Annotated in this window: 13 protein-coding genes and 1 pseudogene; 1 reads left to right on the top strand and 13 read right to left on the bottom strand. The window is 40.3% G+C overall.

Annotated elements, in window-relative coordinates; all coding sequences use genetic code 11:
• Nucleotides 1-27: 27 nt before the first annotated feature.
• A complete protein-coding gene (locus CD33_RS17390) occupies nt 28-1,254 on the bottom strand; it encodes a M16 family metallopeptidase (protein WP_036203121.1) in 1,227 nt (408 codons plus the stop codon).
• Between the two features lie 243 nt (nt 1,255-1,497).
• Between CD33_RS17390 and CD33_RS20955 the strand changes: the two are divergent.
• A pseudogene (locus CD33_RS20955) lies at nt 1,498-1,795 on the top strand (FtsX-like permease family protein); the annotation flags it as partial.
• A 122-nt stretch (nt 1,796-1,917) separates the two neighbouring features.
• On the opposite strand, the gene pnp reads toward CD33_RS20955, so the two are convergent.
• The 12 genes from pnp to CD33_RS17330 form a co-directional block, all read right to left on the bottom strand.
• Complete coding sequence (gene pnp, locus CD33_RS17385) at nt 1,918-4,038, bottom strand: polyribonucleotide nucleotidyltransferase (RefSeq protein ID WP_036203119.1); 2,121 nt, start codon at nt 4,036-4,038, stop codon at nt 1,918-1,920.
• A 445-nt stretch (nt 4,039-4,483) separates the two neighbouring features.
• On the bottom strand, nt 4,484-4,753 hold the full coding sequence (gene rpsO / locus CD33_RS17380; protein WP_036203117.1) for a 30S ribosomal protein S15: 270 nt from the start codon (nt 4,751-4,753) through the stop codon (nt 4,484-4,486).
• Between the two features lie 131 nt (nt 4,754-4,884).
• A complete protein-coding gene (gene ribF, locus CD33_RS17375; RefSeq protein ID WP_036203114.1) occupies nt 4,885-5,838 on the bottom strand; it encodes a riboflavin biosynthesis protein RibF in 954 nt (317 codons plus the stop codon).
• A gap of 19 nt (nt 5,839-5,857) precedes the next feature.
• Nucleotides 5,858-6,763 (bottom strand): tRNA pseudouridine(55) synthase TruB, encoded by a 906-nt coding sequence (truB, locus tag CD33_RS17370; RefSeq protein ID WP_036203111.1) that lies wholly within the window; start codon nt 6,761-6,763, stop codon nt 5,858-5,860.
• Between the two features lie 163 nt (nt 6,764-6,926).
• Nucleotides 6,927-7,268 carry a 30S ribosome-binding factor RbfA gene (gene rbfA, locus CD33_RS17365; RefSeq protein WP_036203108.1) on the bottom strand — a complete coding sequence of 114 codons (342 nt, stop codon included), beginning with the start codon at nt 7,266-7,268 and terminating at the stop codon, nt 6,927-6,929.
• 202 nt (nt 7,269-7,470) lie between these two features.
• Entirely contained in the window at nt 7,471-7,749 is a 279-nt protein-coding gene (locus CD33_RS17360; protein ID WP_036203105.1) for a DUF503 domain-containing protein, read from the bottom strand.
• Nucleotides 7,749-10,178: a translation initiation factor IF-2 gene (gene infB, locus CD33_RS17355; RefSeq protein ID WP_036203101.1), complete on the bottom strand. Its 2,430-nt coding sequence runs from the start codon at nt 10,176-10,178 to the stop codon at nt 7,749-7,751. Before infB ends, CD33_RS17360 begins: the two co-directional genes overlap by 1 nt.
• Before the next feature lie 14 nt (nt 10,179-10,192).
• Entirely contained in the window at nt 10,193-10,498 is a 306-nt protein-coding gene (locus tag CD33_RS17350; RefSeq protein ID WP_301138584.1) for a YlxQ family RNA-binding protein, read from the bottom strand.
• A complete protein-coding gene (gene rnpM / locus CD33_RS17345; protein WP_036203094.1) occupies nt 10,495-10,773 on the bottom strand; it encodes an RNase P modulator RnpM in 279 nt (92 codons plus the stop codon). Before rnpM ends, CD33_RS17350 begins: the two co-directional genes overlap by 4 nt.
• Nucleotides 10,774-10,843: 70 nt before the next feature.
• Nucleotides 10,844-11,995 (bottom strand): transcription termination factor NusA, encoded by a 1,152-nt coding sequence (nusA, locus tag CD33_RS17340; protein WP_036203091.1) that lies wholly within the window; start codon nt 11,993-11,995, stop codon nt 10,844-10,846.
• A 22-nt stretch (nt 11,996-12,017) separates the two neighbouring features.
• On the bottom strand, nt 12,018-12,494 hold the full coding sequence (rimP, locus tag CD33_RS17335; protein ID WP_036203088.1) for a ribosome maturation factor RimP: 477 nt from the start codon (nt 12,492-12,494) through the stop codon (nt 12,018-12,020).
• Nucleotides 12,495-12,840: 346 nt separating this feature from the next.
• Nucleotides 12,841-17,169, bottom strand: a complete 4,329-nt coding sequence (locus tag CD33_RS17330) for a PolC-type DNA polymerase III (RefSeq protein ID WP_036203085.1) — start codon at nt 17,167-17,169, stop codon at nt 12,841-12,843.
• Nucleotides 17,170-17,218 lie beyond the last annotated feature (49 nt).

Below are 17,218 nucleotides of genomic sequence, written 5' to 3'. Positions count from 1 at the left end.
ATTGCTATAGAAGACAGCCATTCTAAATTATTTTACCCCTTGCCCAATAATGGAAGTGGCAGGGTCTGCTGAGAAAATAGATCGTATGAGCTGATCTACTTTATCCATGGAAACTTCATCAATCTCCGAGATAATTTCGTCAATTGATTTATGTCGTCCATGGATTAGTTCATTTCGGCCATTTCGGCTCATCCGCGAATTGGTGCCTTCCAATCCGAGAACAAAACTTCCTTTAAGCTGTTCCTTGGCATTAGCCAGCTCTGTATCCGTTATCCCATCAGCCTGCACTTTTTTTAAAGTTGTATTTATAGTATCGCGCATAACCGACAATTGTTGATTGTTCGTGCTCCCATAAATGGTGAACGCTCCGACATCGGCATAGCAGGATTGATAGGAGTAAATTGTATAGGCCAGTCCTCTTTCTTCCCTAACCTCCTGGAATAATCGGGAGGACATATTCCCTCCAACAATGTTGTTTAATGCAATAAAACTATTTAGATTCGGATCTTTCACTCCTATAGCTGGATAAGAAATAGCAAGATGAGATTGCTCCACATCCCGTTCTTTCACGAATTTACCTGAATGGAATTCCGGATGTGTCAGTGTTGTATCAACAGCTTTAGACGAACGTTCATACTGGCCAAAAAGCTTCTCGATATGTAAGAGTAATTCCTTTGTTACATTACCGGCAATCGATATCACAATATTTTCTGGGTAATAATATTTGTCCATATAATTACGGATCGTTTCTTCAGTGAAAGTGGATAAAGTCCTATTCGTCCCTAAGATGGGCAATCCTAAAGCATCTTTCGGATACATGACATGCCACAATTGTTCGTGTACATCATCATCAGGTGCATCCTCACTCATGAGTATTTCTTCCAATACAACTTGACGTTCTTTGTCTAATTCGTTGGCATCAAAAGTTGAATTGAAGAACATATCCGCCAGAATCGAAACGGCCAGTTCACCATGATGATCCAAAACTTTTGCATAATAGCACGTGTTTTCCTTTGACGTGAAGGCGTTGATTTCCCCTCCAATGCGATCAAATTCTTCTGCAATTTGCCGTGCTGTCCTTGTTGTCGTTCCTTTAAATAACATATGTTCAATAAAATGTGTAATCCCGTTTTCTTCCGGGAGCTCAAATCGGGAGCCCGCCCCCACCCAAATACCAACCGAGATGGAACGTACATGGGGGATTTCCTCCGAAACAATTCGAACACCATTTTGACAAGTATAAACTGTAACCAAATTTTTCCCTCACCTATCTAGATTTCTTTAACATCGACGAGATTTCACGTCCTCTGAACATCTTTAAATGCCCATTTGATTAATCATATGCCAAACTGTTCGAACCTTCAACTTAGAAACTTTCATTTTCAGCTCATAAATATTGAATCTTAAAAATTTCTTCAGATTTTTCCTTTCATTTTTTTCATTATTGCTAGCTGCAATGATGTTATTACATAAAATGAAGGAATGATTTAATATGATAACATTTATGTTGATTCCATTGAAAATGTTATGCCTGTGCGTGAGTTGTTAAAGGAACAAAACTATCAAGTCTATTCACAAGTAGGACAATTGGAAGAACTTGATTTATTCTTCTTGATTTCGGCTTGGTATTTATAGGAACCATTGCGATTCTAATCGCTTCTATCGGGATATTCAATACGATGACCCTGGCGCTTACGGAAAGAACAGGCGAAATAGGGGTTTTAAAGGCGATTGGTATTGGTGCCTCTCCCTCCTAATTCAACGCTTATTATTGATGGAAAGTACGTTTATTGGCTAATTAGGCACGGTTCTAGCGGTAATCGCTTCCTATGCTATTAGACCTTACACTCAATTTTAATATTAAACTTACCGAACAAGAAAAAAAGCAGAGGAAATATTTCCCCTGCTCGAACTTGTCTACTGTTGTTCAGCTTGTTCCGCGCGTTCTTTTTCTTCTTTGATGACCACTTTACGTGATAAGTTAACGCGGCCTTGGTTATCAATTTCGATGACTTTTACTAGTAACTCGTCGCCAAGTTTTAATACATCTTCCACTTTGTTCGTACGTTCTTCCTGGATTTCAGAAATATGCAACAAGCCATCTTTTCCTGGGAAGATTTCACAGAATGCACCGAATTTTTCAATTCGTCTTACCGTCGCCATGTAGTACTCGCCTACTTTTGCTTCACGAACGATTGATTCGATGATTTCTTTCGCACGTTTGTTCATTTCTTCATTTGCAGAAGAAATGTAGATTGTACCATCTTGTTCTGTATCGATTTTCACACCAGTTTCATCGATGATTTTATTGATTGTTTTACCGCCAGATCCGATTACATCACGGATTTTATCTGGATTGATGCGAATTACTTCAATTTTCGGTGCATATTTAGACAGATTTGTACGTGACTCAGCAAGTGTTGCCAACATAGATTCAAGGATGATCATACGGCCCGCTTTAGCCTGTTGTAACGCTTCTTCAAGAATGTTGCGTGAAAGGCCATCGATTTTGATGTCCATTTGAAGTGCTGTTACCCCTTTGGCAGTACCTGCTACTTTGAAGTCCATATCGCCAAGGTGGTCTTCCATACCTTGAATATCCGTCAAGATTGTATAGTGTTCACCTTTTTTTACAAGGCCCATCGCAATACCTGCTACAGGAGCTTTAATTGGAACACCGGCATCCATCATTGCAAGTGTCGACGCACAAATCGATGCTTGGGAAGTTGATCCGTTAGATTCAAGAACTTCTGATACACAACGAATCGCGTATGGGAAGTCCGCTTCATCAGGAATGACTGCTAATAATGCACGTTCACCTAAAGCACCGTGACCGATTTCACGACGGCCTGGTCCACGGATTGGTCCAGTTTCCCCAACAGAGAATTGTGGGAAATTATAATGGTGCATAAAACGTTTAGACTCTTCAAGACCTAAGCCATCAATGATTTGAACATCGCCAAGAGGCCCTAATGTACATATTGATAGTGCTTGAGTTTGCCCACGTGTGAACAGCCCTGAACCGTGAGTACGCTCTAATAGACCGACTTCAGAAGATAAAGGACGAATTTCATCCGGTTTACGGCCATCCGGACGCACTTTGTCTTGTGTAATTAGACGACGGACTTCTTCTTTTACCATTTTATCTAAAATTGTTTTAACTTGTTTTAATGTCTCATCGTCTGCTTCTTGCTCTTCATAACTTGCCATGACGCGTTCTTTTACAACACCGATTGCTTCTTCACGCGCATGCTTTTCCACTGTTTGAATAGCAGCAATCATTTCCTCTTCACACATTGCTTTTACTTGTGTTTGAAGTTCTTCATTGATTTCATATAATTCCACAGCGATTTTTTCTTTGCCCACTTCGGCCACAATTTGTTCTTGGAATGCGATTAACTTTTTAATTTCTTCATGACCGAACATGATTGCTTCAAGCATGATTTCTTCCGGCACTTCTAGTGCACCAGCTTCAACCATGTTGATGGCATCTTTGTTTCCTGCCACTGTTAAGTGAATCGTGCTTTTTTCTGATTGTTCAGTAGTTGGATTGAGGACGAATTCCCCATCGATATAACCGACATGGACTCCGGCAATAGGGCCATCAAATGGAACATCCGAAACAGCCAAAGCTAGAGAAGAACCGAACATTGCAGCTACATCTGTCGGGCAATTTGGATCGGATGACATGACCATTGAAATAACTTGTACTTCATTACGGAAGCCATCAGGGAACATTGGGCGAATTGGACGGTCAATTAAGCGTGAAACTAGAATCGCATGCTCGGATGGACGTCCTTCACGCTTAATGAAACCACCAGGGATTTTACCTGCTGCGTAAAGACGTTCTTCATAATTTACTGTTAATGGGAAGAAATCTAATGGTTTAGGTGATTTTGACATTGTTGCTGTTGATAGTACCGCTGATTCACCGTAACGGATTAATGCAGCACCATTTGCTTGTTTTGCTAGCTGTCCTACTTCTACTACTAGTTGTCGGCCAGCCCATTCATATGAATAGACTTTCTTTTCGGTCATTTAATGAACCCCTTTCTCTTGAAACACACTACTTCACGACTATAATCATAGTAAGTGTATCAAAAAACCAATTTATATGCTAAATATTTTCAATCTAATTATGTCTAATTCGTATAATTTTTACAATTACTTTAGGAGATATTTATCCATTATCTAAAAATCAGTTCATTTATAATGAATGATTGAATATGTTTAATTTATTTTGTGAAAAAGTCTTATTTTTAACTTGTCCAAATTTTTCATTTAAATACTTGATATCGGCGAAATTGTTATATTTGACCATATACTTTTTACATAAATAAAAAGCGGGAATGTTCCCGCTTTTCCAAAACTAAGGGGCAGTTGCCCGCTTCCCTATGTCTAGCTAAGCAGCTTGGCTCTTGACTGTTTGCTTCCCTGAGGAGATGCTACTAAGTAGCAAAAGAAAAGCTGCTTGGCACATTTATTATCGACGTAAGCCTAAACGTTTGATTAATTCACGGTAGCGTTGAACGTCATTTTCACGAAGATATTTCAATAAGTGACGACGACGACCGATTTTTTTAAGAAGACCACGTTGAGAGTGGTAATCTTTTTTGTGCGTACTTAAGTGCGCGTTTAAAGCGTTGATATCAGCAGTTAATACTGCGATTTGTACTTCCGGAGAACCAGTATCTCCTTCGTGAGTTTGGAACTCAGCGATAATTTCGTTTTTACGTTCTTTTGTAATTGCCATGTTGAATGGACCTCCCATAAATTTAATTTACCCCTATAGCACAGCAGTCGTTGGAGAATCGGAAAGCCGAGCTAAGGTTTGTGCTTTTGCACTTAATGAATAGTACCATACTTCCGTTTGACAATCAACTATTACGAATATGCTGTAAAATATTCGATGGCTTCGTTTTTATCTTTTTCTATTTGGACTTTTAAAGATTCAATCCCATCAAATTTTTTCTCGCTACGGATTCGTTTGTACCATCCTACTTTAACTTCTTCGCCGTAGATGTTTTTATTGAAGTCCAAAATATGCACTTCGATGGACAGTTGTTTATCCTCGGGATTTTTAAAGGTCGGTTTATATCCAACATTACAAACACCATCATGCCATTTATTTTGCACAAGAATCTTGACGGCATACACACCTGTTGCTGGAATGAAGCTACCTTCCATCGATTGTATATTTGCAGTTGGGAAACCGATTGTACGCCCGCGCTTATCTCCATGAATGACGATTCCCGGCACTTCAAATGCGCGTCCTAATAGTTTTGCAGCACTTTCCATGTCGCCATCTTGCAAGTATCTTCGGATTCTTGTAGAGCTGATTTTCTCTTCTTGGTCACTTTGCTTGTCAATGACAGTGACACCGTATTCCCCATTGCTGAGCGTTTGCATCGTTTCCATATTGCCTTTTCCAAATTGGCCGAAAGAGAAATCAAAACCCGCGGAGATGTGCTTTACATTTAGATCTTTTATAAAGTATTGGATGAAGTCTTCAGGTGAAAGTTTAGCAAAATCCGATGTAAAATGAACTACAAAGACATTTTCTACACCGAAGTTTTCCAAGACATCCAGTTTCTGCTGCAGGGGAGTTATGTAAAAAACCTTTTCTCTGCGTCCGCCTAAAACGATTGATGGATGAGGGTCAAACGTCATGACTGCACTTTCGATATTGAGTCGCTTCGCCATCTCTTTTGCACTTTGTATTACTGCTTGATGCCCTTTATGTACCCCATCAAAGAAACCTACTGCTAGAGAATAGGCAGTAGTAAATTCTTGTGTCACGTTTAGTTGATGCGGATATTTTAAATGAACTACCTTCATAATGGAACTCGCCTCCTAATCAATTTGGGAACATCTTCTCCGGCTTCATGAACCCTTCTTTTGTCGGATGTTGTATATAGACTGCATTGGCTTTCTGTTGAATGCTAAATACAATTTTATCATGTTCTTTCAATAATGCATGTATCGGAAGCACTTGTCCATTTAAAATTTGCTTCTTATTGGCTTCCTCCATCTCAATAAATGGATAGGCCGATAGTGCATATTCTACAGGTAGAAGCGCATCATCTATCTTTCCTTCATCCATGATTTCTTGCACCTGTTGCAATGTTACGCATTCCTTTTCAGTAAATGTCCCTGATGCTTTCCGTACGAGGGAAGCCATATGGGCCGGGTAACCAAGTTTTTCGCCAATTTGAACAGCGAGTGTGCGGATATACGTCCCTTTACTGCATACGACACGGATACGAAAAGAAACTTCTTGTCCATCATATACTTGTTCATCGTCCAGTAATTCCAAATCATATATTGTGACTTTTCTCGTTGGACGTTCGACAGTTTCCCCTTTACGTGCATACTCGTATAGCCTTTTTCCGTTCACCTTAACAGCTGAGTACATTGGTGGAGTTTGTTCAATTTCTCCGGTTAATTGTTCAAGAACGTCGAGCAGTTGTCGTCTGGAGAATGACTTAGGCGATAAGTTCTCCTCAACCGTTTCTCCTTCTGCATCTTCTGTTGTCGTTGTTCTGCCGATAGATACTACTGCTTCGTATGTTTTCCCTGCATCAGTTAAGTATTCGGCAATTCTTGTGGCTTGTCCGATACAGATGGGGAGCACGCCTTCAACCGCTGGGTCGAGTGTCCCTGTATGGCCAACCTTCTTCGTTTTTAAAATTTTACGCAATTTAAAGACGCAATCATGACTAGTCATGCCCCGTTCTTTCCAGAGAGGTAGGATGCCGTTCATATGTGTTCTCCTTTAGAAAATGTTTATTTTATTTAATGGTTGATTATATGGATATAATCCAGTGCTTTTGTCGGTATCGATGGAGTTTTTTCGAAAAAATCACAAGAAAAAGCCTACATCGCACAAGTTTATGCAGATGTAGACTTTACTTCGAATCGATCAATTATTCATCATTTAGTGAACGTAATAGTGCATCGATTTTATTGCCATATTCTATAGATGAATCGAATTCAAATGTAATTTCCGGTGTACGACGCAAGCGAATGCGATGACCAATTTCAGTGCGGATGAAACCTGCCGCTTTAACTAAAGCTTTAAGCGTTTCTTCGCGTTCTCGGTCATTGCCCAGAGATGAAATATAGACTGTTGCTTGTTGTAAGTCCCCGGTAACAGCTACATCTGTTATTGTGACAAACCCGACACGTGGGTCCTTTAATTTACGGGTGATGATATCACCAAGCTCTTTTTTCATCTGTTCTGCTATTCGATTTGAACGTAATGACATATAGTGACACCTCTTTATAAAGATTAGAAAACTAGGCTAATTGCCGACTCTTTGGCAATTAGCCTTAGTTGCATTTATACGGATAAAAAAGTAAAATACTTTCTCTTATCCGCTAAAAATTGCCTCTAATGTCACAACCCAATTGCTCGAAAAAAGCGATCCGTTTGTGTTGTAAGAGTACAATTTAAGATTTAAAAATGTTTCATAAGTAGTCTGTCCAAACCTCTAGTTGTTCCCAGGATGGATTTGACTTTAGGAAGTGAAGGGCATGATTGATTTCTCTCTCTGCACTCATCTTGGATGAGGACACACAGACAAGAGCGATTCTTGTCCGTTGCCACACATTTTGATGATCTATTTCTGCAACAGAAACATTAAATTTCTGTTTTGTTCGTGTAATCATTCGCTGGAGTACTGCTCGCTTTTCTTTTAACGAATGTGAATCAGAAATGATGAACTCAACTTCCGCATAAACGATCATTATCGTTTAATTTCTTCCATAACGAAGGCTTCGATAATATCGCCTTCTTTGATGTCATTGAAGTTTTTAATTGTAATACCACATTCGTAACCTTTTGCAACTTCTTTTGCATCGTCTTTGAAACGTTTTAGCGAATCTAATTCACCTTCAAATACAACGATTCCTTCGCGAATGATACGAACGCCTGAATCACGCGTTACTTTACCTTCAGTTACATAAGAACCAGCGATTGTACCAACTTTTGATACTTTAATCGTTTGACGGACTTCTGCTTGGCCAATAATTTTTTCCTCAAATTCTGGATCCAGCATTCCTTTCATCGCTGCTTCGATTTCTTCGATTACTTTGTAAATAATGCGATGTAATCGAATATCAACGCCTTCTTCATCGGCAGCACGTTTTGCATTTACGTCAGGACGAACGTTGAATCCAATTACGATAGCGTTTGATGCTGCAGCTAACGAAATATCAGATTCTGTAATTGCACCTGCACCAGTGTGGATGATTTTTACGTTAACGCCTGCTACCTCGATTTTCATCAATGATGCAGCCATTGCTTCAACAGTACCTTGAACATCGGCTTTTACGATTAAGTTTAATTCCTTAACTTCGCCATGGGACATTTGTTCAAATAGGTTATCTAATGTTACGCGTTGTTTCTCAGAACGGTTTGCCTGGATTGCCGTCATTGCACGAGATTCACCCACTTGGCGGGCAGTTTTCTCATCTTCGAAGACTACGAAACGGTCACCTGCTTGCGGCACTTCGTTGATACCAGTGATTTCAACTGGAGTTGAAGGACCCGCTTCTTTTACTCGGCGTCCAATATCATTTACCATCGCACGTACACGTCCATAAGCATGACCTACTACAATTGGGTCACCAACACGTAAAGTTCCATCTTGAACTAGTAATGTTGCAACAGAGCCACGGCCTTTATCCAGTTGTGCTTCAATAACTGTACCGATAGCTGAACGACTTGGATTTGCTTTTAATTCAGCGACTTCAGACACTAATAGTATCATCTCTAAAAGCGTATCAATACCCTCGCCTTTCAAGGCAGATATTGGCACGAAAATTGTATCGCCGCCCCAATCTTCTGGCACCAAGCCGTGTTCAGTCAATTCTTGCATTACGCGATCTGGATTCGCAGATGGCTTATCCATTTTATTAACTGCAACAATAATTGGCACTTCGGCAGCTTTCGCATGGTTGATTGCTTCGACTGTTTGTGGCATCACACCATCATCAGCGGCAACAACGATAATTGCTAGATCGGTAATGCTCGCACCACGTGCACGCATCGTTGTAAATGCAGCATGTCCTGGAGTATCAAGGAACGTAATTTTTTTGTCATCGATTTTTACTTGGTATGCACCAATATGTTGCGTAATTCCGCCTGCTTCACCAGCAGTTACTTTTGAATTACGGATTGAGTCAAGTAATGTTGTTTTACCATGGTCCACGTGACCCATGATTGTTACAACCGGAGGACGTATTACTTGTTGTTCATCAACTACCTCTGTTTGGTCGAAGTAAACATCCAAGTCTGTTTTATCAATACGCACTTCTTCTTCTACTTCTACGCCGTACTCAGCACAGATCAGCTCGATTGCATCTTTGTCCAATTCCTGGTTAATCGTTGCCATAACGCCTAACATGAACAATTTTTTGATGATTTCAGATGGTTCTCTGTGAAGCTTTTTCGCTAATTCTGCAACGGATAGAGACTCATAAAACGTAATTTTTTCCGGCAGCTCTTTTGGAGCTTGTGGAATAGTTGGTTGATGTGTCTTTGGATGGCGGCGTTTGCCTCCGTGAATACCCGGCTTTTTGCGTTGTTGATTGTTAAAGCCGCCTTTATTTTTGTTGTTGTTTGAGTTGTTATTATTATTATTTTGGGACATATTTCGATTTTGGTTACCTTTTGCATTCTTAAATTTTTCGCCACTGTTTTGTGCCGTTGATCTTTGTTCATTAGACGAATTGTTCGATGGACGATTCGTTGAATTGTTATTGGCCGGTCTGTTTGATGGGCCGTTTGATGGTCTATTTGCTGAGCCATTTGACGTTCTGTTTGATGAATTATTTGATGGTCGGTTTGTTGAACCATTGGCCGGACGATTTTGCCCATTAGACGGTCTATTCGACGAACCATTCGCCGGACGATTCGGGCGATTCGATTGCTCGTTGGATTGTGCCCTTTGACCACTTGAAGAAGCCTGGTTCTTCTCTTGTCGTGCTTCTGTGTTTCTTGGTGCAGAATTAGAAGATCCTTTAAAAACAGAATCCAATTTTGTAACAGCATCACTTTCAAGCGTCGACATATGATTAGACACAGTAACGTTTAGCTTTTTAAGCTCTTCGATTACTTCTTTACTTGATTTATTTACTTTTTTCGCATATTCATGAACTCTTAATTTGGTCATCTGCTCACCCCCGATTAATTTTCGTTGAGTAGACTAGACATCTTTTTCGCAAATCCACTATCTACAATAGCTATTGCCACACGTGCTTCTTTACCAATTGCAGTCCCTAGCTGGTAGCGATCACCAAACACATGATACTCAACGTTATAATACGTACATTTATCTTGAATCTTCTTGCTAGAATTCTTTGAGGCGTCCGATGCTAGTAGTACCAGCTTTGCTTTATTTGTACGTATTTGATTTACTACTAACTCTTCCCCAGTAACGATCTTCCTAGCTCTAGCTGCCAAACCTAGTAATTGGAGTAATCTTTCACTCATAATATGGACTCCCTGCGAATCAGCTTAATCAATTCATCATAAACCTCTTCGGGGATTTTCGCTTCTAGATGGCGTTCCAGAATATTTTTCTTTCTTGCAGTTTCAACTGCCTCTTCAGATTTAGAGATATAAGCCCCACGTCCAGATTTCTTTCCCGTAACATCAACCGATACTTCGCCTTCTTTCGAACGGACAACACGTATCATCGATTTTTTAGGCAAGCTTTCGCCTGTTACGACACATTTACGTAGAGGAACCTTTCTTTGTGTTGCCATAAGAACTCACCTTCCCTTATGAGTAAGCACTTATTCTTAATCATACTTACCGCTTTGCACAAATATATGCTTATTCTTCGTCATCTTGATAAAGATCGTAAGCCACTTCTTCATCATAGAAATCACTATCATGATTTGCGTCATCGGCTGGAACAAAACGGCTTGATTCATTTGGATAAATTCCCGCTTCCCGTGCATCCGTTTCACTCTTGATATCGATTTTCCAGCCCGTTAATTTTGCTGCAAGACGTGCATTTTGTCCACGTTTCCCGATAGCTAGTGATAACTGATAATCAGGTACGACTACAGTTGTTGATTTTTCTTCTTCGTTGACGATGACATCCAGCACTTTTGAAGGGCTTAGAGCATTTGCAACAAAAATGACTGGATCTTCTGACCATTCGACAATATCGATTTTTTCTCCATTTAGCTCGTTTACAATGTTTTGTACACGGGCACCTTTCGCACCTACACATGCACCTACTGCATCAATCTCTGGATTATGGGCATGTACGGAAATTTTAGAACGATCTCCCGCTTCGCGAGCGATTGATTTAATTTCCACGATACCTTCAAAAATCTCCGGAACTTCCATTTCGAACAGTCTACGAAGTAATCCTGGGTGTGTACGGGAAACGATGACTTGAGGTCCTCTTGTAGTACGCTCAACTTTAGTAATATACACGCGAATGCGGCTTTGTGGTTTATATACTTCACCCTGGATTTGCTCGTTTACAGGCAATGCTGCTTCCACTTTACCTAAGCTTACATAAATGTTGCGGGCATCTTGACGTTCGATTGTACCGTTCACAATATCATCTGTACGATCTACGTATTCTTCGTATATAATACCACGTTCTGCTTCACGAACTCTTTGGGTTACAACTTGCTTTGCTGTTTGAGCAGCGATGCGTCCAAAATTGCGAGGTGTTACCTCTTGTTCCAAAACGTCTCCGATCTCGTAGGCCGGGTTGATGTCTTTAGCATCCTCAAGCGCTATTTGAAGGCGATCATCTTCCACTTCTTCTACTACATCTTTACGCGAATAAACCAGCATTGAACCATTTTCCAAATTCAAATCAACACGCACATTCTGTGCTTGATTAAAGTTTCTTTTATAGGCCGTTACTAATGCCGCTTCAATTGCTTCAACTATTACTTCTCTCGAAATACCTTTTTGTTGCTCCAGAGCAGTTAAAGCATCCAGTAAATCACTACTCATTTTGTTCACTCCTAATATTCAGTTATGATGAAAAATCGATAGCAAGTCGTGCTTTTGCGATTTTTTCTTTTTCGATAAAAACAGTTAATTTACGAGTTTTAATCCGAACTTCAAGTTCTAAGCCTTCTTCAGTATATGATCTTAAGTAACCTTGAAATTCTTTCATATCTTTTATTGGCTCATATGATTTTACATAGATAAATTTGCCTACTGATTTTTCAAAATCAGATTCCTTTTTCAACGGTCGTTCAGCACCTGGAGAAGAAACTTCTAAATAGTAGTTTTGCTCGATTGGATCCTTTTCATCCAGAATCTCACTTAGACGCTCGCTGACGAGCGCACATTGTTCAATATCAATGCCGCCTTCTGGTGTATCAATATATACACGAAGGAACCAATTGCGTCCTTCTTTTAAAAACTCAATTTCGACAAGTTCAAGGTTCAACTCTTCAACAATTGGCGTAACAAGTTCTTCAATTACTGACGTTACTTTGCTCATAGTATCCTCCCAACGTAATTGTCTCTTGCCTTTTTTTCACAAATTATCGGTTTATATAAACTAAAATTTCACTAAAACGCGAGATTTTATGCTTTTTTTATACTATTAATTAACTTGCAATCAGTATAAAAACAGAAATTCCACCATTTTGGTGAAATTTAAGACGGACCGAATGATGCTGTAAGAAAATTTGGATAAGCGTAACAACAGAAAAGAGCGGGAAAAGCCCCACTCTTTTGCTGCAAAACTATCAACAAATTATTACCATAACAATAGCACAATTTATAACTAAATGCAAATTTACGGAAATCTGTTACCAAAATGGCAGTTGCAATAAGGGGTTGTTCTAGAACAATGACAGTTGGTTTGCGTCAGGCAACCCTTCCAAGCACCCTAAGGTATCCATATACTCGATCAGGGATTTGGATACTCTTCCGCGTTGTTGTAAGTCTTCTTTTGATAAAAACTCTCCGTCTTGCCTTGCCGCAACGATTGCTTTGGCAACATTTGTACCGAGACCTGGAATTGCATCGAATGGAGGGATTAACGTGTTGCCTTCGATGACAAATTCACTTGCTTGGGAACGGTATAAGTCTACTTTTTGGAAACTCATTCCGCGTTCGCACATTTCTAATGCAAGTTCCAATACCGTCATTAAATCCTTTTCCTTTTTCGAAGCATCCAAACCTTTTGCATTTATATCATCGATCCGTGAGCGGATCATCGCGGATCCTTGAGTCATCGCAATTAAGTCGAAGTCACTTGCACGGACGGTAAAATAGGCCGCGTAATATAAAATAGGATGATGCACTTTGAACCAAGCTATACGCACTGCCATTAAAACATATGCTGCGGCATGGGCTTTCGGGAACATGTACTTTATTTTTTTGCAAGAATCGATATACCATTCCGGCACACTTTGAGCCCGCATTTCTGCTTCCATTTCTTCCGTCAAGCCTTTCCCTTTACGCACGGACTCCATAATCTTGAAGGCAAAGCTCGGTTCCAACCCTTGATAAATTAAGTAAACCATTATATCGTCACGACATCCGATTACTTCGGAAAGTACACAAGTACCGTTATGAATCAATTCCTGGGCATTTCCCAACCAAACATCTGTACCGTGGGATAAACCCGAAATCTGTACAAGCTCGCTAAACGTTGAAGGCTTCGTGTCTTCCAGCATTTGCCGGACAAATCTTGTACCAAATTCAGGGATACCTAGAGTACCAGTTTTCGTGCCTATTTGCTCTACTGTTACACCAAGGGATTCCGGTGTAGAGAAGATTTTCATTACTTCGGGGTCATCAGTAGGGACTGTTTTCGGATCTATTCCGGACAAATCCTGCAACATCCGAATAACAGTCGGATCATCGTGACCCAGTATATCAAGCTTCAACACGTTATCGTGGATCGAGTGGAAGTCGAAATGGGTTGTTTTCCATTCTGCATCTTGGGCATCTGCCGGGAATTGAACCGGTGTAAAGTCGTAAATCTCCATATAATCCGGTACTACAATAATCCCCCCTGGATGTTGACCAGTAGTACGTTTAACCCCGGTACATCCTTGCACAAGGCGATCCACCTCTGCTCCTCGGAATGAAAGGTTATGATCATTCGAATAGCCCTTCACATAGCCGTAGGCAGTTTTTTCGGCAACTGTGCCAATCGTTCCAGCACGAAATACATAATCCTCTCCGAAAAGAACTTTTGTATAGTTATGCGCTTGAGGCTGGTATTCACCCGAGAAGTTCAAGTCGATATCCGGAACTTTATCTCCTTTGAATCCCAAGAAAGTTTCAAAGGGAATATCTTGACCATCTTTTTTGTATTGTGTTCCACATTGAGGACATTCCTTATTTGGCAAGTCAAAGCCGCTGCCGACAGAACCATCATCAAAAAACTCTACATTTTTACAGTTTGGACATATGTAGTGTGGAGGCAGTGGATTTACCTCTGTAATTTCCATGAAGGTGGCTACAAGCGAAGAACCTACCGATCCACGCGATCCAACTAAATATCCATCTGCAAGTGATTTTTTTACAAGCTTTGCGGAGATTAAGTAAATTACCCCGAAACCATTACCTAGAATCGATGTAAGTTCTTTTTCGATGCGGGCCTTCACAATTTCAGGAAGCTCGTCTCCGTAAATTTGATGTGCCATTTCGTAAGTTAAATTTGTAACTTCCTCATCGGAACCCTCAATTTTCGGTGTATAAAGGTCATCCTTGATAGGTTTAACATCGCCAATCATATCCGCAATTTTTTGTGAGTTCGTCACTACTATCTCTTTAGCAAGATCGGGTCCGAGGAAATCGAATTCAGCCAGCATCTCATTCGTTGTCCGGAAATGAACTGCCGGTAATTTATAGCGATTTAATGGGTTTGCCCCTCCTTGGGAGCCAACTAAAATTTGGCGGAACACCGCATCATTTTCATTTAGATAGTGAACATTCCCTGTTGCCACAACCGGTTTGTCCAAACGCTTCCCAAGCTTCACCAATTTCCGGATGATATCCTCCAGGTTCCACTCGTCGTGAATGACACCTCCTTCAATTAAAGGTGCATATACAGGTTTTGGTTGAACCTCGATATAATCATAGAATTTTGCTACTTTTTCTGCTTCATCACTCGATTTGTTCATCATCGTTTCGAATAATTCACCGTTATTACATCCAGAACCAATTATCAGCCCTTGCCGGTGCTTTATTAAATCCGACCTGCGTATACGTGGAACACGGTAATATGTTTTCGTATGGGCAATAGAAATCAACTTAAAAAGATTCTTTAAACCATCATTATCAACAGCCAGGATTGTACAATGATACGGTCTGGATTGTTTATAGCTCTCATCTCTATTGATTTGGTTGTTAAAGTCATCATGGAAGTAGATGCCATGCTCCTCTTTAGCATCTTTAAGTAGATGAAGCATTAATTCGCCGGTCGCCTCTGTATCATAGATGGCACGGTGATGTTGTGTTAATTCAATGCCATATCGTTTACATAGAGTATTTAAACGATGGCTTTTTAAAGTCGGATTCAGGAATCTTGATAACTCCAATGTATCAATTACTGGATGCGTGATATCATTGATCCCTGCTTTTTCATAGGCCGTATAGAGGAATCCCATATCGAACGATGCGTTATGGGCAACAACGATTGAATCGCCGATAAATTCCCTGAATTCTGTTACGACTTGATCGACTTCTGGTGCATCTTGCAGCATATCATCCGTGATATGCGTTAGTTCAATAATTTTTGCAGTTAATGGTTTATGGGGATTTGCAAAGCGTTCGAATTTATCGATTACTTTTCCTTCTTTAATTTTCACTGCCGCCAGCTCTATAATTGTATCGTATGCAGTCGACAGTCCCGTTGTTTCGACGTCGAATACAACAAAAGTTGCATCGTCTAGCTCTATGTGTTGTTCCGCATATGCAATTGGAGAACCATCATCTACTAGATTGGCTTCGATTCCATAGATAATTTTAATGCCATGTTTTTTTCCTGCAGCATATGCATCTGGAAAGCCTTGCGCTACAGCATGATCTGTTATGGCTATGGCAGGATGCCCCCATTTGGCCGCTTGCCCCACTAACTGATCAATGGGCGTGACAGCATCCATTTGACTCATTGGCGTATGTAAATGTAGCTCTACTCGTTTTTGTCCTTCAGGTGCGGTATCCTTGCGTGATTCTTTAAATACCTCATTGATATCTTGCGCCATCACAACTAAATCTCGAACGAATGTATCATTTTGAACGGCACCACGCACTTTCACCCACATGCCTTTTTTCAATTGCGTCATACGTTCTGCATCTTCCTTATCGCGTGAAAACATTTTCACAAGGATGGAGTCCGTATAATCGGTCATTTTTAGTTCTAAAAGGGAACGTCCACTTCTCAATTCCTTGATTTCTACAGCAAATACAAATCCTTCTAAAACAACCCGACGTTCTTCTTCTACAACACGACGGATTTCCATGATTTCTGTATCTTTGATCAGATTTCCGAGCTGGAATGGCCCGCTGGATGCAACCGCATCAGGATTGTCCGATTTTGCTTTTTCACGACTTTGGAAGTCTTCCATTGCCTTGCGGGCAAGTTCCGCTTCCTCTAATTGGCGTTTTTCGATATATTGCTGCTGTGCTTCTTTCATCTCATCGGTCGCTTCAACTAATTGAAAATCTACCGAAAACTGCGGGAATCCCAAGCTTTCATACGCTTCGACAATTTTTTGTCCGTATTTGGACTTTAATGTCAGCTGTTCCATTTCCGCCATACAAGAAACAACCAATTTATTTCCTGTCCAAGTCGGCATTTGTGTCAACAAACGATTTTTAACAGGAGGGGAGGCATCCAACTGTTCAACAGCCGATAACCAATAATCACTTATTAACTGTTCGCTTACTACTGGATTTCTTGCTTCTATCGTAATCATGGCCTGGGCAATATGCGAAAATTGCTCTGCCATTCTTGTTCGAAACAATTGATACAACTGGAAGGGCAATATATTTTCTAACTGAATGGCAAAACACCATATTCGATCTTTTTTATGCACGGTTAGTCGAGTGAGCTCACCTTTCTCAAAAAAAGACATGTAGACATCTTCGGTTAGCTGCAATTGTTGTAGTAGTGTCAAAAATCGTTGTCTTGCTTCTTGGTTGTCTACCATTTACTCACCACCTGTTATTATTGTATTAATGTATTAATTATTTGAATTC

Origin of the sequence: Ureibacillus sinduriensis BLB-1 = JCM 15800 (assembly GCF_000772955.1) — a bacterium.
Classification (GTDB): Bacteria; Bacillota; Bacilli; order Bacillales_A; family Planococcaceae; genus Ureibacillus; species Ureibacillus sinduriensis.
The sequence above is the reverse complement of the archived record's forward strand: the minus strand, read 5'-3'. Positions and strand labels throughout refer to the sequence as shown.

Bases quoted from the DNA above. Each gene is read 5' to 3' on its own strand.
- pnp (WP_036203119.1), bottom strand. From the start codon at position 4,038: ATGACCGAAAAGAAAGTCTATTCATATGAATGGGCTGGCCGACAACTA.
- rpsO (WP_036203117.1), bottom strand. From the start codon at position 4,753: ATGGCAATTACAAAAGAACGTAAAAACGAAATTATCGCTGAGTTCCAA.
- ribF (WP_036203114.1), bottom strand. From the start codon at position 5,838: ATGAAGGTAGTTCATTTAAAATATCCGCATCAACTAAACGTGACACAA.
- truB (WP_036203111.1), bottom strand. From the start codon at position 6,763: ATGAACGGCATCCTACCTCTCTGGAAAGAACGGGGCATGACTAGTCAT.
- rbfA (WP_036203108.1), bottom strand. From the start codon at position 7,268: ATGTCATTACGTTCAAATCGAATAGCAGAACAGATGAAAAAAGAGCTT.
- CD33_RS17360 (WP_036203105.1), bottom strand. From the start codon at position 7,749: ATGATCGTTTATGCGGAAGTTGAGTTCATCATTTCTGATTCACATTCG.
- infB (WP_036203101.1), bottom strand. From the start codon at position 10,178: ATGACCAAATTAAGAGTTCATGAATATGCGAAAAAAGTAAATAAATCA.
- CD33_RS17350 (WP_301138584.1), bottom strand. From the start codon at position 10,498: ATGAGTGAAAGATTACTCCAATTACTAGGTTTGGCAGCTAGAGCTAGG.
- rnpM (WP_036203094.1), bottom strand. From the start codon at position 10,773: ATGGCAACACAAAGAAAGGTTCCTCTACGTAAATGTGTCGTAACAGGC.
- nusA (WP_036203091.1), bottom strand. From the start codon at position 11,995: ATGAGTAGTGATTTACTGGATGCTTTAACTGCTCTGGAGCAACAAAAA.
- rimP (WP_036203088.1), bottom strand. From the start codon at position 12,494: ATGAGCAAAGTAACGTCAGTAATTGAAGAACTTGTTACGCCAATTGTT.
- CD33_RS17330 (WP_036203085.1), bottom strand. From the start codon at position 17,169: ATGGTAGACAACCAAGAAGCAAGACAACGATTTTTGACACTACTACAA.